Source organism: Streptomyces sp. ATexAB-D23 (assembly GCF_000373645.1).
Taxonomy (GTDB): domain Bacteria; phylum Actinomycetota; class Actinomycetes; order Streptomycetales; family Streptomycetaceae; genus Streptomyces; species Streptomyces castrisilvae.
This window is the reverse complement of sequence record NZ_KB892046.1, coordinates 299,475-317,510: the sequence shown is the minus strand read 5'-3', so window position 1 is coordinate 317,510 and position 18,036 is coordinate 299,475. Positions and strand designations below refer to the sequence as shown.

Below are 18,036 nucleotides of genomic sequence, written 5' to 3'. Positions count from 1 at the left end.
GGGCCGGGGACCCGCGCGCCCGCCGGCCGCGGCCCGCCGGGCGCGTGCATGGGGGCCTGTGTGCCGATGGTCCGGCCGGGACCGTGCGGCCCCGTTTCTCGGAGGGTGACGAGATCGCCCCGCACGATCAGGTCACCCGCGTCCCGCCGGGCACCGCTGCCCGGTCCCGCGAAGACGGCAGCCTTCATGCTGCCCACCCACTTCCTGTACGGCGCTCGGGTGCCTTTCCACCTCGGCCTCGGCCGCGACCGCCTCGCGTCGAGCGAGGTGGTCACGGCTCTTCCAGCGTGGCGTGTACCCGTGGCACCGCAACCGGGGGCGAGCGCGCCGGGTCCTCGCGGGCACCCCCGGCCGTCAGCAGCCAACCGGTGTCGAGCCGACGACCACGTCGTCGAACCAGAGGGTGTCGTCGCCGGTTCCGTAGCTCTCCCAGCCCAGCCGCAGCGCGGTGGGACGCGGCGGCGTGGTCCGGGAGAGCCACTGGGCGTCGATGTCCTGCGTCGGCACTCCGTCGGCGTGCAGTCCCGGCACCTGCTCGTCGTCGAGCCAGGTGTCGAGTCCCGGCGCCGAGGTGTCGACCGCGAACCGCAGGCACTGCCAGCTGTCCGTCGGCAGGGGCCTGCTCAGCCCCACTCCGACCGGGCTCTGCGCCGGGAGCGTGGCGTCGTCGGTCTCCCGGTTCCACTGGAGGGCGCCGTTCTGCCCGCCGATCCGCAGCGCCTTGCCGTCCTGGGAGCTGTCGGGCATCGATACGAAGGTGACGTGCGCGGCCGGGAGCGGGGTGGTGTGCCGCACCCACATGCGGACGTACAGCACGGGGCCGACCGACGACAGGTCCGCGGTGGAGGCCACGAAGGCGTGGTTGCAGTAGCCGGCCTGCCCGTCGAGCCGCAGCGACCGGGTGCCGCTGTGCGCGATCTGCGTGTCGACGGCGGCCGTGCCCGTGCCCTGGCAGTCGGGCGCGGTGAACTGCCAGTCGCCCGCGGGGGCCGGACCCGTCTGGTTCTCGAAGTCCTCGCAGACGGCGGCATCCCCGCACTCCGCGGAGGGCGGGGCGGTGGGCGGCGGGGTGGTGGGCGGGGTGGTGGGCGGCGAGGTGCCGTCACCGCCGCAGGACACGCCGTTGAGCGCGAAGTCGGTGGGCACCGGCCCGGCGGTCCGCCCGGTCCCCTGCACGCCGAAGTCGACGGTGCCGCCACTGGCCAGAGCCCCGTTCCAGGCGGCGTTGACGGCGGTCACCGCGTGGCCGTCCTGGGTGACGGTGGCGCCCCAGGCCGACGTGACCTGCCGGTCGTCGTCGTACGTCCAGGTCAGACGCCAGCTGTCGAGGTCGGGACCGGTGTTGGTGAGGCGCACCTCGGCGGTGTAGCCGCCGGTCCACTCGTTGACGGTGTAGTCGGCCCGGCATCCGGACGCCAGGTCCGAGCCACTGGCGGGCACCGCGGCGAAGAGGGACAGGGCCAGCGCGAGGGCGGCACCGGCCGCTGTCCAGGGTCTGCGCGGTAAACGCGGGGAGGTGATCGGCATGTGCGTCTCCTCGAAGGTCGGAAACCGGGGGGGCGATGTGATGAATGGGAGCGCTCCCATTCATCACATCGCCTTGACGGCGCACTGTCAATAAGAGGGCCGGAACAGGGCGACCAGCTTCGAAAGTTTCGGACCGTCACCACCCCACCATCAGGCGGGAATTCACCGGCCCATCACCCACCCACCGGTCAGAGGAGTCACAAGTACCACCTGAACTGGAATGCAGCCCTACGGCGAGCGACGCATCCCGATCGAAGATTTCGAAATACATGCCGAAACTATTGACAGCCACCGAGGCCGACCGAAAACTCGGCACCGCTCCCCCGGCCACCGCCCGGCCGGCCGCCCTACCGGCGCGGCCGGACCCGGCACCCCGTCACCAGGAGGACCCCCGATGCGCTTCCGTCTCCGTCGCCGCCCGGCCGCCCTGGCAGTGGGCCTCGCTCTCGCCACCACGAGTTCGATGGGCCTGACCGCCACGGCCACCGCCCCCGCGCAGGCCGCCGCCTGCACCGGCTATGTGGGCCTCACCTTCGACGACGGCCCCTCCAACGACCACACCCCCGCCCTGCTCAACGCCCTGAGGCAGAACGGCTTACGGGCCACCATGTTCAACGAGGGCCAGTTCGCGGCCTCGTACCCGGGCCAGGTGCAGGCGGAGATCAACGCCGGCATGTGGGTCGGCAACCACAGCTACACCCACCCCCACCTCATCCAGCAGAGCCGGGCGCAGATGGACTCGGAGATCTCCCGGACCCAGCAGGCCATCGCCGGCGCGGGCGGCGGGACACCGAAGCTGTTCCGCCCGCCGTACGGGGAGACCGACTCCACCCTCAAGGCCGTCGAAGCCGCGTACGGACTCACGGAAGTGATCTGGGACGTCGACTCGCAGGACTGGAACGGCGCGAGCACCGACGCGATCGTGCAGGCCGTGGGCCGGCTCTCCGACGGCCAGGTCATCCTGATGCACGAGTGGCCGGACAACACGCTCGCCGCGATCCCCCGGATCGCCCAGTCACTCGCCTCCCGCGGCCTGTGCTCGGGCATGATCTCCCCGCAGACCGGGCGGGCCGTCGCACCCGACGGCAGCAGCGGCGGAGGCGGCGGGAACACCGGCAGCTGCACGGCGACCCTGTCCGCCGGACAGCAGTGGGGCGACCGCTACAACCTCGACGTGTCCGTCACCGGCTCCGCCGACTGGACCGTCACCATGCGGCTCCCCGCCCCCGAGAAGGTCCTCACCACCTGGAACATCAGCGCCGCCTACCCCAGCGCCCAGGTCCTCACCGCGAAGCCCAACGGCAACGGAAACACCTGGGGGGTGACGATCCGGACCAACGGCAACTGGACCTGGCCGACGGTGTCGTGCGCGACGCCCTGACCACCCGGAACGCCGGTTCCGCAACGCCCCGGGCCGGTGTGCGAGGCGCACACCGGCCCCCTCTACGCTGCTGCACATGACGCTGAACCCGATAGACCTGGTGATCTTCGACTGTGACGGCGTACTGGTGGACAGCGAGAAACTGTGCGTCAAGGTGGACGCGCTGATCATGGCCGATCTGGGGTGTTCGTTCACCGAGGCCGAGATCATCGAGCGGTTCGTCGGCTCATCCGTCGAGGTGTACACGGCCGCCATCGAGGAACGGCTCGGGCGGAGCCTGGAGAAGGGCTGGCAGAACCAGTACGAGCATCTGTACGACGCGGCGTTCGAGGCCGAGCTGGCCGCCGTCGACGGCATCGGCGAGGTCCTGGACGGCCTCACCACCGGCACCTGCGTCGCGTCGAACAGCAGCCACACCGGCATCCGGCGAAGCCTGGAGATCACCGGCCTGAGGCACCACTTCGCGGACCGGATCTTCAGCGCGAACGACGTCAGACGGGGCAAGCCCGCCCCCGACCTCTTCGAGCACGCCGCACGCTCCATGGGGGTGCGCCCGGAGCGGTGCGCGGTGATCGAGGACAGCGCGTACGGGGTCGCGGCGGCCCGGTCCGCGGGCATGCGCGCCTTCGGGTACTGCGGCGGCCTCACTCCGGCCGCACGGCTGGAGGGGCCCGGCACGGTCGTGTTCAACGACATGCGCGACCTGCCGGAGCTGCTGGCCGCCGCCGCCCGCTGAACGCACCCACCCCGTCGTCCGGGGCCCCGGATGTCACCGGGCCGAGGGAGCGTCCCGGTGACATCCACCGGTCGTGCGCTGTGCGTGGTCATGCGAAGCTCGTTCCGTGGATCCGATGAAAACGGATATATAGCCATGTAAGTGGAGCCGGTGGTTTCACGCCGCGCCGCGGCCCTTCGCGGGCACCCCGGCCCACCGCCCGTTTCTCGGAGCAACGGACCCCGGGTTTCCGCGGTGAAACCCCTCAGCCTCTGACCAGGAGCTTCGGCATGTCGATGGCGTTCGGTTCACCTCTCGGTTCCTCCGATCCGTTCAGCGAGATGCTGAACCGGTTCTTCGGCATGTCACCGGCCTCCTCACCCCCGGCCGTGCAGCGCGTGCCCATCGGAAGGCTGCTCACGGAGTCCTCGCACGAGCTGCTCGGCCTGGCCACCCGCAAGGCGGCCGAGGACGGGACGTCCGACCTCGACACCGAGCACCTGCTGTGGGCCGCCACCCGGGTCGAGCCCTCCCGCCGGATCCTCGCCCAGGGCGGCGTGGACCCCGACACCCTCGCGGACCGGATCGCCGAGGTGCTGCCCGCACAGTCCGCCGAGCCGTCCTCGGAGCCCGGCCTCACCCCGGCCGCCAAGCGCACCCTCGCTCTCGCCCACGCCCGCTCGCAGGCCGCCGGTGTGTCCTACATCGGCCCCGAGCACATCCTCGGCGCCCTCCTGGGCGACCCCGACTCCGGGGCCTCCCGCTTCCTGCGCGCCGAGGACCTGGACGTCTCGAAGCTGCGCGGCGCCGCCGACCAGGGGGCCTTCGGCCCGGAGGGAGCCGCTCCGGCCCCGAAGGAACCGGCCACCACCCTCGACGAGTTCGGCCGGGACCTCACCGAGGAGGCGAAGGCGGGGAAGCTCGACCCCGTGGTCGGGCGGGCCGAGGAGATCGAGCAGACCATCGAGATCCTCTCCCGGCGTTCCAAGAACAACCCGGTCCTCATCGGTGAGCCCGGCGTCGGCAAGACCGCGATCGTGGAGGGCCTCGCGCAGCGCATCGTGGCGGGCGAGGTTCCCGACACCCTCAAGGACAAGCGGGTCGTCTCCCTCGACCTGTCCGGGCTGGTGGCCGGTGCGCAGTACCGGGGTCAGTTCGAGGAGCGCCTGAAGAAGGTCATCGAGGACGTCCAGAAGGCTCAGGGCGACATCATCCTGTTCATCGACGAGCTGCACACGGTCGTCGGTGCCGGCGCGACCGGCGAGGGCTCGATGGACGCCGGCAACATGCTCAAGCCCGCCCTCGCCCGTGGCGAACTGCACGTGGTCGGCGCGACCACCATCGACGAGTACCGCAAGCACATCGAGAAGGATGCCGCCCTCGAACGCCGCTTCCAGCCGGTCCTGATCCCGGAGCCGACCGTCGAGGAGACCGTGCAGATCCTCGAAGGGCTGCGGGACGCGTACGAGGCGCACCACCAGGTCCGCTTCGCCGACGGCGCCCTCACGGCGGCGGCGGAGCTCTCCGACCGCTACGTCAGCGACCGCTTCCTCCCCGACAAGGCGATCGACCTGATGGACCAGGCCGGAGCCCGGGTGCGGCTGCGCAGCGCCGGCCGCTCCACCGAGGTGATCAGCCGGGAGGACCGGCTCGCGAAGCTGCGACGGGAGAAGGACGAGGCCGTCGCGGGCGAGGAGTTCGAGAAGGCCTCCGACCTCAAGCGGCAGATCGCACAGGCCGAGGGCGAGCTCGCGGGCGTCGAGGAGCGGCGCGAGGGCGTCGTCTCCGTCACGGCCGCCGACATCGCGGACATCGTGTCCCGCCGTACCGGCATTCCCGTCTCCCAGCTGACCGCCAGCGAGAAGGAGAAGCTCCTCCGGCTGGAGGAGGAGATGCACTCCAGGATCGTCGGCCAGAACGAGGCGGTCACGGCGGTGTCCGAGGCCGTGCGCCGCAACCGGGCCGGCATGGGCGACCCGGACCGCCCCGTGGGCTCCTTCCTCTTCCTCGGACCCACCGGCGTCGGCAAGACCGAACTCGCCAAGACGCTCGCCGCTCTGCTCTTCGGCGACGAGGACCGGATGATCCGGTTCGACATGAGCGAGTTCCAGGAGAAACACACCGTCGCCCGGCTCGTCGGGGCGCCTCCCGGGTACGTCGGTTACGAGGAGGCCGGCCAGCTCACCGAGAAGGTCCGCCGGCAGCCGTACAGCGTGGTGCTGTTCGACGAGATCGAGAAGGCACACCCGGACGTCTTCAACACCCTGCTCCAGATCCTGGACGACGGGCGCCTCACGGACGGGCAGGGCCGCACGGTCGACTTCCGGCACTGCGTCGTCATCATGACGTCCAACATCGGCGCCCACCGCATCCTCGACCACGAGGGCGACGCGGCCGAGCTCAAGGACCAGCTGATGGACGAGCTGCGGGGACGTTTCCTGCCGGAGTTCCTCAACCGCATCGACGACATCATCGTCTTCCACAGCCTCACCGAGGAGGACCTGTCGGAGATCGTCGACCACCTCCTGGACCGCAGCAAGCACCGCGTCCACGCACAGGGCATGACGCTGGAGGTCACCGAGGCGGCGAAGAAGCTCGTCGTCGCCCACGGCTACCAGCCGGCCTTCGGTGCCCGGCCGCTGCGCCGCACGATCCAGACGGAACTGGACAACCGGGTCGCGTCCCTGCTGCTCGGCGGCGACGCCGAGCCCGGCGACACGATCGTCGCCGACGTGGTGAACGACTCGCTCCACTGCACGGTCCGCAAGGGTGAGGCCGCCACGGAGCCGGACCCGGCGGCTCCCCCGGCCTGATCCGGGGAAAGACCCCGCCCGCACGCCACCGAAGCCGGCGTGCGGCCGGGGAGGCCCTGTCGTTGCTGGTTGCTATCGTTCCCTGACGAATCGCGAGTGGGGCGCAGCAACGAACGGGGGAGGTTCCATGGGGCTGTTCGACAGCATCCGCGGGGAATTCATCGACATCATCGAGTGGACCGACGACAGCCGGGACACCATCGTGTGGCGGTTCCCGCGTCACGACAACGAGATCAAGATGGGCGCCAAGCTCGTCGTACGGGAGTCGCAGACCGCGGTCTTCGTCAACGAGGGCCGGATAGCGGACGTCTTCCAGCCGGGCACGTACACCCTCCAGACGCAGAACATGCCGCTGCTGTCCACGCTGAAGGGCTGGAAGTACGGCTTCGACTCGCCGTTCAAGGCAGAGGTGTACTTCGTCACCACCCGCCAGTTCACGGACATGAAGTGGGGTACGCAGAACCCCGTCATCGTCCGCGACCCCGAGTTCGGCATGGTGCGGCTGCGGGCCTTCGGCGCCTACGCGGCGCAGGTGGTCGACCCGGCGGCGCTGCTGCGCGAACTGGCGGGTACGGACCCGCAGTTCCGCACCGAGGAGGTGCAGCAGTATCTGCGCCAGTTGATCGTCGGCAAGCTGGGCAGCGCACTCGCGACGGCGGGTGTGCCGATGCTGGATCTGGCCACCCAGCAGGAGGCCATCGGCACCAGGCTCGCGGGGGTGCTCTCCGAGGAGCTGAAGCCGGTCGGTATCGCCGTCCCCAAGTTCATCATCGAGAACATCTCGCTGCCTCCGGAGGTCGAGGAGGCCATCGACACCCGTTCCCGGATGGGGATCGCGGGCAATCTCGACCAGTACACCCAGTTCCGGGCGGCCGACGCGCTCTCCACCGCCGCGGGCACGCCGGGCAACGGTGTCGGCGAGGGCATGGGCCTGGGGCTCGGGATGGCCGCGGGCCAGCGGATGGCCGCCGCTCTCACCCCGCAGCCGCAGCCCGCGGCTCCCGCGCCCGCCCCTGCTCCCGCCCCGGCGGCGGGCCCGCCGCCGCTGCCCGTGCAGGAGCAGTGGTTCATCGGTGTCAACGGCACCCAGCAGGGGCCCTACGACCGTGCGGCGCTGTCCGGTCTGGTGAGCGCGGGCACCCTGACCAGGGCGACGCTGATCTGGAAGGACGGCATGTCCGGCTGGCTGCCCGCCGAACAGATACCCGACGTGGGCGGGCTCTTCGCGGCCGTTCCTCCGCCGCTTCCGCCACAGGCCTGAGGGAGGGACGACGTTGAACACCGAAGAGCAGGACGCCGGGGCCGCCGGCACGGGTTCCCGTTCCTACCCCTGCCAGGCGTGCGGCGCCACGGTGGAGTTCGCACCGGGCTCCGACGCCATGCGCTGTCCGTACTGCGGTCACGAGCAGGCGGTGGCCACGGCGGCGCGCGAGGTCCGCGAGCACAGTTTCGACGAGCTGGCCGCGCTGCCCGCCAAGCCGCGGAGCCCCGTCGCGGGCGGCATACGGACCTATCTCTGTCCGGGCTGCGGCGCCCACACCGAGAGCGACGACCTCTCCGTGAACTGCCAGTTCTGTGCCACGGCGCTGGTCGCGGACCCGGAGGCCGCGGAGCGGGTACAGCCGGAGGCCGTGGTCCCCTTCGGCCTGGACCGGGACGCGGCCCGGGACGCGCTGCGCTCATGGACGTCGTCCCGCTGGTTCGCGCCCTCGCGGCTGAAGAAGGTCAGCGAGGCGGAGACGTTCAAGGGCAGCTATCTGCCGCACTGGACGTACGACGCGCAGACGGTCACCAGCTACCGGGGCCAGCGTGGTACCCACTACTACGTCACCGAGACGTACACCACCACGGAGGACGGCAAGAGCGTCACCAAGACCCGCCAGGTGCGCCGCACCCGCTGGTCCAACGTCTCCGGAATGGTGAGCCGCGCCTTCGACGACGTCCTCGTCGCCGGGACCAGCCACGTCGGCCACGAGCAGCTGGACAAGCTCACGCCCTGGCCGCTGGAGGAGGCGAAGCCGTTCCAGCCGGAGTACCTGGCGGGCTTCCGGACCGTACGGTACGACGTGGAGCCCGAGGCCGGGCTGGTGACGGCCAAGGAGCGGATGGCCACCGTCATCAAGTCCGACTGCCGGTCGGACATCGGCGGTGACGAGCAACGGGTCACCTCGCTGGACACGGAGTACTCCGCGCTCACGTTCAAGCTCATGCTGCTGCCCGTGTGGTTCCTGACCTATCTGTACGCGGGCACCAGCTGGCAGGTCATGGTGAACGCCCGCACCGCCGAGGTCATCGGCGAACGCCCGTACAGCAAGGCCAAGATCGCCGCGGCGGTGGTGAGCGGGCTGGTCATCGCCGCGCTGATCGTCCTCCTGGTGATGCGCAAGTAGAGGCGCGGTGTCCTGGCCGGCCTCGACCGGCGACGCGCTGCCCCGCCGGATCGTTCCGGCGGGGGCTGTCGCATCCTGCCGGGCGGTCAGCGCAGTCCGGCGAAGAGGTCGTTCTCGGGTACGGCCGCTCCGGTGGTGTCCTTGACGCGTACGAACGCCTCCACGCCCATCAACGCGCCGAACCTCTCCTTGCCCATCTTGAGGAAGAAGATGTTCTCCCCCTGACTCGCGTGCGCGGCCAGCGCGTCGAACTTCCGGCCGCTGAACTCCGAGGTGTCCACCCATGTGGTGATCTCGTCGTCGGGGAGCCCGATCTCGGCCATCGCGGCCGCCTCGGCGGGATCCGGCTCGGGCACGTCCGCGCCGAACTCGCGCATGGTCTCCCCGAAGCGCTGCATCATCGAGCGCGGTGCCGTCGTCCAGTACACCTTCGGCGTCAGGTCGGTCATCTCCAGCGCCGCCGTCGTGATGCGGTTGGCCTGGATGTGGTCGGGGTGACCGTAGAAACCGTTCTCGTCGTAGGTGACGACCACATCGGGCCGGTAGTGGCGCATGAGCTCCGCGAGCCGGGCGGCGCCTTCCGCCACGGGGGTCTGCCAGAAGGAGCCGGGGGCGTCGTTGCCGGGCCAGCCGGCCATCCCCGAGTCCGCGTAGTCCAGCATCTCCAGATCGCTGACCTTCAGGACTTCACAGCTCGCCGCCAGTTCCTCGCGCCGCATCCGGGCGACGGCGGCCGGGTCGTGACCGGGCTCGCCGGGCTTGACGCCCCCCGGCCCGTCACCGCAACCGCCGTCGGTACATGTCACAAGAACCGTGCGGATTCCTTCCGCCGCGTACCGCGCGAGGATCCCTCCCGTTCCGGTCGCCTCGTCGTCGGGGTGGGCGTGCACTGCCATGAGCGTCAACGGCCGGTCATTCATGACACAGTCCTCCTGCGGAAATACGTCAAAGTCCGAGTGCGCGGCGGGCGCCGCGCGATCGTGGGGTCCGGATGCCCGGCGGGCGGACGACCTCGCGGTCTCCGTGCTCCCCGCCCGTGCGGCGCCGGCCCTCGGTCCATGCAACCGCCCCGCCCGGACCCCCTGTTCCCGCCACGGCCGATTCGTCTCCCGCAGCGGCCAGGAATCCGTCCTCGATGTCGCGGCACTCAGTCGCGGCACCCGGCGGCCATGGCTCGAAAGCGATCACCAGATCGTGTGCCTCAGGCGGTGTTCAACGGTGCTTCCGGAGGATTCCCCCCAGGCTGAGGGCGCCCGGCTCAGGACCTCGGAAGGACGTGTCCCATGACCGTAACCGTGCAGGATGCCACCGGTGGAGGCAGCGCGTCGCGCTGCGAGGGAGTGCTGCTCCTCGATGTCGGACACGGTCCGGGAAATGTGGTGTCCCGGTGAACGAGCAATCAGCCGCACTTGCTGCCGGTGGCGCTGAGAACCTCCTGATGGAGCGCCCCCTCGCACCGCACGAGGCTGCCATCGCCGCAGCGGGAGTCCAGCTCGTACTGCACTGCGACGTCGAGGGCGAAGCGGACGAGGTCCTTCTGGCTCAGGCGCTGTACCGGCTGCGGGAGTGCTACCCCCTGCTCGATGGCAGGATCCTCTCCCAGGACGGGAGCGCGCCGTTCGTCCGGATCGATACGACGGCCTCGGGCGCCGGACTCGGGCGGGCTTCGGATTTCGACGAGGAGGTGAGCACCCCACCGGCATGGGACCGCGAACCGCTGCTACGGCTGACGATGCTGCCTCGGCGCGGCGGGCACCGGTTGGTGATGACGTTGCCGCGGGCGTTCGCCGACGCGATGAGCTATCTGGCGGTGCACAGGAGCCTCTGGGCCGCCTACACCGGGCTGTCGTCCACGGGCCGGCCGCTCCCCGCCGAGCGAGTCGAGCCCGCGCTCCCGCCTGCACTGGACGACGTGCTCGGGGCCCTCTTCACCCCCGGGCAACTGCACGAGTTCGTCGCCGAACGCGCCCGCATGGACGCCGAGGCCGCACCGGCGCTGCTGCCGGCCCTCGCCTCTGTCGACGGCGGCCCGGGCCCCGACCTGAGCTTCGGCATCGTGCCCGTCGAAGCCGCCCCCGAGCGCTGTGAGCGGCTGGTCCAACGGGCCCGGGACGCCTCGCTCACCCTCAACTCCCTGGTGTCGGGCGTCTTGCTGACGAGTCTGCGCTCCGTGCTTCCCGTGCCGGACGGCCCGGCACGGCTGCTGTGCACCACAGCCGTGGACATGCGCCGCAGGCTCTCCCCGCCGCTGTCTCCCGAGGTCCTGCAGTCGGCGGCGACCACCACCTCCATCCGGCTGGACGTGGACGAGCGCGCCGACCCGGTCGATGTCGGACACGATCTGGCCGCCCGACTACAGGCCGATCTGGACAGCGGGGCGGCGGCGATGGAGCTGGCCGCCTTCCCCTACATGCTCGACCAGCACCCGCCCAGCCTGGTCATCACCAACGTGGGAATCATCACCGAGCCGGAGCTACCGGACGGGCTGAGCATCACCGACGTACGCCTCGCCCCACTCGGTCACGTGCCCATGCTCTTCGCGGTCGTCGGCCGCTACCAGGGCCGCCTGGCCGTCGACCTGACCTACAGCAGGGCCTGGTACACGGACGCGCAGATCCACACGCTCGCGGACCGGGTGTCCGCCGCCCTGGAGGAAGTGGCCCGGTGACGGCCGCTCCCGCACAGGGCCGCCGCCTCCAGGAAGACGCGCCGGGCCGACTGCCGGCCTGCCGCACAGCAGGGCCGCGGTCGGCCCGAGTCCGCTTCGCACCCGCTTGCGTGCCGTGTACAGCGTTCGCTTAAGGTAAGCCTCGCCTAAATCTTCAAAGGTAAATCACAGCTAGGGGTCACTCTCATGTCACATCGGCGCCGCGGTACAGCCGCAGTCGCTCTCGCCGTCGCCGCCGCACTGTCACTGGCCGCGTGCGGCGCCGATTCCTCGGGGAGCGGCTCATCCGCCCAGGGGTCGGGGACGAAGGACTCGAAGTCGGTCGCCAAGGGCGGCAAGGACTTCGGTGACGCGGCGGCGAAGACCGCGGCGCTCGGCACGGACGCCGAGCCGGGTCAGTGGCCCCGCACGGTCAAGCACGCCATGGGCAGCACCGAGATCAAGGCGCGGCCCGAGCGTGTGGTCGTGCTGGACGTCGGTGAGCTCGACAACGTCGTCTCGCTCGGTGTGAAGCCGGTCGGCCTCGCCCCGACCGAGGGTTCACCGGAACTCCCGTCGTACCTCAAGAAGGACGCGGGCTCGCCGAAGAACATCGGCACCATCAACAGCCTCAACCTGGAGGCCATCGCCGCGCTCAAGCCCGACCTGATCCTGGGCAGCCAGCTGCGCGCCGCCAACTCCTACGACGAGCTGTCCAAGATCGCGCCCACCGTCTTCTCCATCCGCCCCGGCTTCACCTGGAAGGAGAACTACCTCCTCAACGCCGCGGCACTGGACAGGACGGCGCAGGCCGAGGCGAACCTCGCCTCGTACAAGAAGAAGGCCGAGGCCCTCGGGGACAAGCTGGGGGCCGACAAGCCGACCGTGTCGATGGTCCGCTATCTGCCCGACGGTGTGATCCGGCTCTACGCCAACGCCTCGTTCATCGGCACGATCCTCAAGGACGTCGGCATCCCGCGCCCCAAGAACCAGGACATCGCGGACCTGGCCGCCGAGGTCAGCGCCGAGAACATCGACCAGGCCGACGCCGACTACATCTTCACGGGCGTCTACGGCGAGGCGAAGGCCACCGACAAGAGCAAGGCGCAGGCCAATCCCCTGTGGAAGAACCTGAAGGCGGTCAAGGACGGGCACGCCTATGACGTGCCGGACGAGACCTGGTACCTGGGTCTCGGCGTCACCGCCGCCGACGAGGTGCTCGACGACCTCCAGAAGCGCCTGACGGACTGACGGCAGAGCATCGCTTGAGGACCGGGAAGAGTGGAACAGAGAGTGAGTACGGCGCATGCCAGTCCCTGACCCCCGCCGGCGGGCGGGCTGGCTGCTGGCCGGTGCGGTGATGCTGCTGGCCGCCGTCCTTCTGAGCCTCACCGTGGGCAGCCGCCAGATCGCGCCCGGCGACGCGCTCCAGGCCCTGTTCCACAGCGGCGGCAGCGACGATGCCCAGGTGGTCCGGGCCCTGCGGGTGCCCCGGACGGTCATCGGTGTCCTCGCGGGCGCCGCGCTCGCCCTCGCGGGGACGGTCATGCAGGGCATCACCCGCAACCCCATCGCGGAGCCGGGCATCCTCGGCGTCAGCCAGGGCGCGTCGGTGGGCGTGGTGGCCGCCATCGCGTTCTTCGGTGTGCACTCGCTGGGCGGTTACGTGTGGTTCGCGTTCGCCGGCGCGGCCCTGGCCGGGGTCGGTGTGTACGCGGTCGCCAGCGGCGGGCGGGGCGGGGCGTCGCCGATCAAACTCGCGCTCGCGGGTGCGGCGATGAACGCGTTCCTCGCCTCGCTCGTGTCGGGGATCGCCACCACCAACGCGCGCGCTCTCGACGAGTTCCGCTTCTGGCAGGTCGGCTCGATCAGCGGGCGTGACGGCGAAGTGATCGGCCAGGTATGGCCGTTCATCCTGGCCGGCATCGTCCTGGTCGCCGCGATGGCACGGGGCCTGGACGCCCTCGCGCTGGGTGACGACGCCGCCCGGAACCTCGGCAACAACGTGGCGCTGCTGCGGGCGCTGGGGGCGCTCGGAGCGACTGTGCTCACCGGCGCCGCGGTGGCCTCGGTCGGCCCGATCGCGTTCACCGGCCTGGCCGTCCCGCACATCGCCCGCGCGCTGGTGGGCACGGCCCACCGCTGGGTTCTGCCCCTGGCGGCCATGCTGGGCCCGGTGATGATCCTCGGCTCCGACGTGCTCGGCCGGATCCTCTTTCCGCCCTCGGAGGTACCGGTGGCCGTCATGACCGCCCTGATCGGCGTACCGTTCCTGATCGCGCTGGTCCGGCGCCGATCGGTGGTGGCCGCGTGAGCCACTCCGAAGCCGTCGCCACCACCCGCCTGCGCCCCGCCGGGCACGCGGTGCTGCGGCGCGGACGCGTGAGCTTCCTCGTTCACCGCCGGACCGTCCTCGTCGCCGTGACCCTGACGGTGCTGCTCGCTTGCGCGGTCGTGGCGTACCTGTGCGTGGGTGAATCGTTCGTCGCACCGGCGGAGGTCGTCCGCGTCCTGTTCGGCCGCCCCAGTCCCGACGAACTCGTGGTGGGCACGCTGCGGCTGCCCCGGCTGGTCGTGGGGCTGCTCGCGGGGGCCGCGTTCGGCGTCGCGGGGGCGCTCGTGCAGACCGTCGCCCGCAACCCGCTGGCCAGCCCCGACGTCATCGGCGTCACACACGGGGCGGGGGCGGCCACGGTGGCCGCGCTCAGCTTCAACGCCGTCGCCGCCGACGCGCTGCCCTACGTCTCCGTCGCCGGTGGCATGGCAGCGGCCCTGTTCGTGTACGTGTTCGCGTGGCGCGGCGGGCTGCACTCCTCACGCTTCGTGCTGGTCGGCATCGGTGTGTCGGTCGCGCTCGGTTCGCTGACCCAGCTGCTGCTGACCAAGGGCGACTATCTGGTGGCCCAGCAGGCCAAGGTCTGGCTGACCGGCTCGCTCAACAGCCGTGGCTACGAGGAGGCGGGACCGCTCGTCCTCGTACTCCTGGTCGGTGTGCCGGCGGCCGTATGGGCAGCGCGGGCACAGCGCAGCGCGTCCTTCGACGACGACACCGCGACCTCGCTCGGTGTACGTCTGGGCCGGTCCCGGCTCGGGCTGACCGCGCTCGGCGTGGTCCTGGCCTCGGTGGCCACCGGCGCCGTGGGACCGGTCGACTTCGTCGCACTGCTCGCCCCGCAGATCGCGCGCCGGCTCACCCGCACCGCTCAGACCCCGCTGCTGTCCTCGGCGCTGGCGGGCGCGCTGATCGTCGTGGTCGCGGACCTGCTGGCCCGCCGTCTGTTCTCCCCGATCGAGCTGCCGACCGGCGTCCTCACCGCCGTGGTGGGTGCCCCGTACCTGATGTGGCTCATCGTCCGTACCCGCAGCCGTTCCGGAGGCACCGCGTCATGAGCCGCCCGTCCGCCAGCCGCCTCTCGGCGCACGATCTGACCCTGGCCTACGAGGACCGCACCGTCGTCGAGGGCCTGGACCTGGAGATACCCGATGGCAAGGTCACCATCGTCGTCGGGCCCAACGCCTGCGGCAAGTCCACCCTCCTGCGGGCGCTCGGCCGCCTCCTCAAGCCGCGGCGCGGCGCCGTGCTGCTGGACGGTTGCGAACTGACCGGCTTCCCCGCCAAGCAGATCGCCCGGACCATCGGTGTCCTGCCGCAGTCCCCCACGCCGCCCGACGGCATCACCGTCGCCGACCTCGTCGCACGCGGCCGCCAGCCGCACCAGAAGTGGTGGCAGCAGTGGTCGGAAGCCGACGAGCACGCCGTGGCGGATGCTCTGGAGCGTACGAACACGGCCGGCCTCGCCGACCGGCCGGTGGACGAGCTGTCCGGCGGTCAGCGCCAGCGCGTGTGGATCGCCATGGCCCTGGCGCAGGACACCGAGCTGCTGCTGCTCGACGAGCCCACGACGTACCTGGACGTCGCCCACCAGGTGGAAGTCCTGGACCTCGTGCGCCGTCTCAACCTCGAACGCGGACGCACGGTCGTCGCCGTCCTCCACGACCTCAACCAGGCCATCCGCTACGCCGACCACCTGGTCGCCATGAAGGACGGCCGCATCGTCGCCGAGGGGGCGCCCGACGAGGTCGTCACCACCGACATGGTCCAGGAGGTCTTCGGGCTGTCGTCCGTCATCATCCCGGACCCCATCACCGGTGGCCGTCTCGTCGTCCCCGGCTACAGCTGGCAGCCCGCCCCGGCGGAGAAGACGCACGCCCGCTGAAGCGAAGCCCCCGCCGGGACGCGAACGCCGGCCGTACCGTGGGCTTCCTGATGTGCGCGGAAGCGGCGGACCGCGCCAGGAGCACGCTCGTGGGAGGGCGACGAGGAGGCAGCCGGCGACCGCGCCGGGTTCAGGCCCGGCCGGGCCCCGCTCCGCCGGGCCCGCCCACCACTGTGAGCAGGTCCACGACGAAGACCAGGGTCGAGCCCGGCGGGATCGAGGCGGTGGGTGACTGCTTGCCGTAGCCGAGACGCGGGGGCACGATGATCTCGCGCCGGCCCCCGGCCTTCATTCCCCTCACGCCCCGGTCGAGGCCCTTGATGGCCTTGCCGCCGCCCACGGCGAACTTGAACGGCCGGTCGCCCTCCCAGGAGGAGTCGAACTCCCTCCCGGACGCGAACGTGACCCCCACGTAGTGGATCTGGACCACCCTGCCCGGCTGCGCCTCGGGACCGTCCCCGACCACGAGGTCCCGGATCACCGGCTCCGTGGGCGCGGCGCCCTGCGGAACCACGACTACGGGCTTGGTCGGTTCGCTCATCGCGGCCCTCTCGCTCGCCACCGGAAGCCCTCGTGCGGCCGGCCGGACACATGGACGTTCCATGCGGCAGGTGATCACGCTACCGGCCGTGCGGGACAGCCCACCGTCCGCCGCACGGTCAGGCGGTGCGGAGCCAGGCGCTGCTGTCGGGCGGCAGGAGTCCGTCGCTGAGGGGGTGAGAGGTGATGAGTACCCGGACATGCTCGGGGAGTTCGGCCGGGGTCGCGGACAGGTTGACGACGCACGCGAAGTCGTCGCCGCGGGTGAAGGCGAGGACTCCCGGCGGGAAGTCGAGCCAGTTCACCGGTCCGTCACCGAGGGCGGGTTCCGCCGCGCGCAGGGCGAGGGCCTTTCGGTAGAGGTTCAGCATGGAGTCGGGGTCGTTCTCCTGAGCGGCGACACTGAGCTGTGCCCACGAGGCCGGCTGGGGCAGCCAGGGGCCGGCCGTCGTATCGGGGCTGAATCCGTAGGGCTCCTGGCCGCCGCTCCACGGCAGCGGGACGCGGCAGCCGTCGCGGCCGGGGTCCTCGCCGTTCGTGCGGTGGTAGATCGGGTCGTCGCGCCGGTCCGCGGGGATGCCCTCGGCTTCCGGGAGGCCGAGTTCGTCGCCCTGGTAGATGTAGACGGCTCCGGGGAGGGCCATGGTGAGCAGAGCCGCAGCGCGGGCACGGTGGCGGCCGAGGTCCTCGTCGACGACCGGGTTGTACTGGCGGATGCCGCCGGCGGTGCTGGTGTCGGGGCGGCCGTAGCGGGTGACGTGCCGGGTGACGTCGTGGTTGGACAGCACCCAGGTGCTGGGGGCGCCCACATCCGCGTGGGCCGCGAGGGTCTGGTCGATGCACGCGCGCAGGGCATCCGCGTCCCAGCGGCACCCGAGGAAGTCGAAATTGAACGCGGTGTGCAGTTCGTCGGGGCGCAGGTAGTGGGCGAACCGGACGGGGTCGGCGAGCCAGACCTCTCCGATCAGTGCGCGGGGCTCGGTGTAGGAGTCGGCCACGGCGCGCCAGCCGCGGTAGATGTCGTGGTTCTCGTCGAGGTCGACGTAGGGATGGGGGTGGGGGAAGACGCTGTGGTCGTAGTCGGGCAGCGCGGGGTCCTTGCTGCACATGGCGGCCGAGTCGACTCGGATGCCGTCGACGCCGCGGTCGAACCAGAAGCGCAGGACATCCTCGTACTCGGCGCGTACGAGAGGGCTGCGCCAGTTGAGGTCGGGCTGTTCGGGAGCGAAGAGGTGCAGGTACCACTGGCCGTCGGGAAGACGGGTCCAGGCAGGGCCGCCGAAGATGGACTGCCACTCGTTGGGCGGCAGTTCGCCGTGCTCGCCCCGTCCCTCGCGGAACCAGAACAGGTCGCGTTCCGGTGAGCCGGGTGGGGACTGGAGGGCCGCCTCGAACCAGGCGTGCTCGTTCGAGACGTGGTTGGGGACGATGTCGACGATGATGCGGATGCCCAGCTCGTGGGCTTCGCCGATGAGCTTCTCGGCTTCGGCGAGGGTGCCGAAGCGGGGGTCGATGCGGCGGAAGTCGGTGACGTCGTAGCCGGCGTCCGCCATGGGGGTCAGGTACCAGGGGGAGAACCAGATGGCCTCGACGCCCAGGCGCTGGAGGTAGCCCAGCCGGGAGCGCACGCCGGCCAGGTCGCCTGTGCCGTCGCCGTTGCCGTCGGCGAAACTGCGCGGGTAGACCTGGTAGATGGCTGCGTGACGCCACCATTCGGTGGTGCGCGGGGTCATGATGCCTGCCTTCGTGGGTGGTGCGAACAGTGCGCGGGCCCGGTCGTCGGACCGGGCCGGGCCCGCGGCTCTC

At 71.0% G+C, this 18,036-nt stretch carries 14 protein-coding genes; 10 read left to right on the top strand and 4 right to left on the bottom strand.

Translation table 11 applies throughout. From position 1 onward, the window contains the following. Positions 1–354 precede the first annotated feature (354 nt). On the bottom strand, positions 355–1,527 hold the full coding sequence (locus B082_RS0129360; protein WP_018555375.1) for a cellulose-binding domain-containing protein: 1,173 nt from the start codon (positions 1,525–1,527) through the stop codon (positions 355–357). 394 nt (positions 1,528–1,921) lie between these two features. On the opposite strand from B082_RS0129360, the gene B082_RS0129355 reads away from it, so the two are divergent. The 5 genes from B082_RS0129355 to B082_RS0129335 all read left to right on the top strand — a co-directional run bounded on the left by B082_RS0129355 (position 1,922) and on the right by B082_RS0129335 (position 8,826). Further along, positions 1,922–2,908 (top strand): polysaccharide deacetylase family protein, encoded by a 987-nt coding sequence (locus B082_RS0129355; RefSeq protein WP_018555374.1) that lies wholly within the window; start codon positions 1,922–1,924, stop codon positions 2,906–2,908. A 76-nt stretch (positions 2,909–2,984) separates the two neighbouring features. After that, the gene (locus B082_RS0129350; protein WP_018555373.1) at positions 2,985–3,644 is read left to right on the top strand and encodes an HAD family hydrolase; all 660 of its coding nucleotides are present in this window, start codon (positions 2,985–2,987) and stop codon (positions 3,642–3,644) included. 269 nt (positions 3,645–3,913) lie between these two features. After that, positions 3,914–6,436: an ATP-dependent Clp protease ATP-binding subunit gene (locus B082_RS0129345; RefSeq protein WP_018555372.1), complete on the top strand. Its 2,523-nt coding sequence runs from the start codon at positions 3,914–3,916 to the stop codon at positions 6,434–6,436. A gap of 127 nt (positions 6,437–6,563) precedes the next feature. Further along, entirely contained in the window at positions 6,564–7,697 is a 1,134-nt protein-coding gene (locus tag B082_RS0129340; protein WP_018555371.1) for an SPFH domain-containing protein, read from the top strand. A gap of 13 nt (positions 7,698–7,710) precedes the next feature. Continuing rightward, the gene (locus tag B082_RS0129335; RefSeq protein WP_018555370.1) at positions 7,711–8,826 is read left to right on the top strand and encodes a hypothetical protein; all 1,116 of its coding nucleotides are present in this window, start codon (positions 7,711–7,713) and stop codon (positions 8,824–8,826) included. Between the two features lie 86 nt (positions 8,827–8,912). On the opposite strand, the gene B082_RS0129330 is transcribed toward B082_RS0129335, so the two are convergent. After that, the gene (locus B082_RS0129330) at positions 8,913–9,746 is read right to left on the bottom strand and encodes a PIG-L family deacetylase (protein ID WP_018555369.1); all 834 of its coding nucleotides are present in this window, start codon (positions 9,744–9,746) and stop codon (positions 8,913–8,915) included. Positions 9,747–10,213: 467 nt separating this feature from the next. Between B082_RS0129330 and B082_RS0129325 the strand changes: the two genes are divergently transcribed. From B082_RS0129325 to B082_RS0129305, 5 genes are all read left to right on the top strand, one after another. Further along, positions 10,214–11,494: a phthiocerol/phthiodiolone dimycocerosyl transferase family protein gene (locus B082_RS0129325; RefSeq protein ID WP_199783866.1), complete on the top strand. Its 1,281-nt coding sequence runs from the start codon at positions 10,214–10,216 to the stop codon at positions 11,492–11,494. A gap of 186 nt (positions 11,495–11,680) precedes the next feature. Beyond that, the gene (locus tag B082_RS0129320; protein ID WP_018555367.1) at positions 11,681–12,724 is read left to right on the top strand and encodes an ABC transporter substrate-binding protein; all 1,044 of its coding nucleotides are present in this window, start codon (positions 11,681–11,683) and stop codon (positions 12,722–12,724) included. A gap of 55 nt (positions 12,725–12,779) precedes the next feature. After that, positions 12,780–13,787: a FecCD family ABC transporter permease gene (locus tag B082_RS0129315; protein WP_018555366.1), complete on the top strand. Its 1,008-nt coding sequence runs from the start codon at positions 12,780–12,782 to the stop codon at positions 13,785–13,787. Beyond that, a complete protein-coding gene (locus B082_RS0129310) occupies positions 13,784–14,863 on the top strand; it encodes a FecCD family ABC transporter permease (protein WP_018555365.1) in 1,080 nt (359 codons plus the stop codon). The genes B082_RS0129315 and B082_RS0129310 overlap by 4 nt, the downstream gene beginning before the upstream one ends. Beyond that, a complete protein-coding gene (locus B082_RS0129305) occupies positions 14,860–15,690 on the top strand; it encodes an ABC transporter ATP-binding protein (RefSeq protein ID WP_018555364.1) in 831 nt (276 codons plus the stop codon). The genes B082_RS0129310 and B082_RS0129305 overlap by 4 nt, the downstream gene beginning before the upstream one ends. A gap of 130 nt (positions 15,691–15,820) precedes the next feature. Here B082_RS0129305 and B082_RS36940 read toward each other — a convergent pair whose 3' ends face one another. Further along, on the bottom strand, positions 15,821–16,231 hold the full coding sequence (locus B082_RS36940) for an FKBP-type peptidyl-prolyl cis-trans isomerase (protein ID WP_018555363.1): 411 nt from the start codon (positions 16,229–16,231) through the stop codon (positions 15,821–15,823). Between the two features lie 118 nt (positions 16,232–16,349). Then, a complete protein-coding gene (locus B082_RS0129295; RefSeq protein ID WP_018555362.1) occupies positions 16,350–17,963 on the bottom strand; it encodes a glycoside hydrolase family 13 protein in 1,614 nt (537 codons plus the stop codon). Between the last annotated feature and the right edge of the window lie 73 nt (positions 17,964–18,036).

Excerpts from the sequence above, each read along its gene's own strand:
- B082_RS0129360 (WP_018555375.1), bottom strand. The coding sequence starts at position 1,527 with ATGCCGATCACCTCCCCGCGTTTACCGCGCAGACCCTGGACAGCGGCC.
- B082_RS0129355 (WP_018555374.1), top strand. The coding sequence starts at position 1,922 with ATGCGCTTCCGTCTCCGTCGCCGCCCGGCCGCCCTGGCAGTGGGCCTC.
- B082_RS0129350 (WP_018555373.1), top strand. The coding sequence starts at position 2,985 with ATGACGCTGAACCCGATAGACCTGGTGATCTTCGACTGTGACGGCGTA.
- B082_RS0129345 (WP_018555372.1), top strand. The coding sequence starts at position 3,914 with ATGTCGATGGCGTTCGGTTCACCTCTCGGTTCCTCCGATCCGTTCAGC.
- B082_RS0129340 (WP_018555371.1), top strand. The coding sequence starts at position 6,564 with ATGGGGCTGTTCGACAGCATCCGCGGGGAATTCATCGACATCATCGAG.
- B082_RS0129330 (WP_018555369.1), bottom strand. The coding sequence starts at position 9,746 with ATGAATGACCGGCCGTTGACGCTCATGGCAGTGCACGCCCACCCCGAC.
- B082_RS0129320 (WP_018555367.1), top strand. The coding sequence starts at position 11,681 with ATGTCACATCGGCGCCGCGGTACAGCCGCAGTCGCTCTCGCCGTCGCC.
- B082_RS0129315 (WP_018555366.1), top strand. The coding sequence starts at position 12,780 with ATGCCAGTCCCTGACCCCCGCCGGCGGGCGGGCTGGCTGCTGGCCGGT.
- B082_RS0129305 (WP_018555364.1), top strand. The coding sequence starts at position 14,860 with ATGAGCCGCCCGTCCGCCAGCCGCCTCTCGGCGCACGATCTGACCCTG.
- B082_RS36940 (WP_018555363.1), bottom strand. The coding sequence starts at position 16,231 with ATGAGCGAACCGACCAAGCCCGTAGTCGTGGTTCCGCAGGGCGCCGCG.
- B082_RS0129295 (WP_018555362.1), bottom strand. The coding sequence starts at position 17,963 with ATGACCCCGCGCACCACCGAATGGTGGCGTCACGCAGCCATCTACCAG.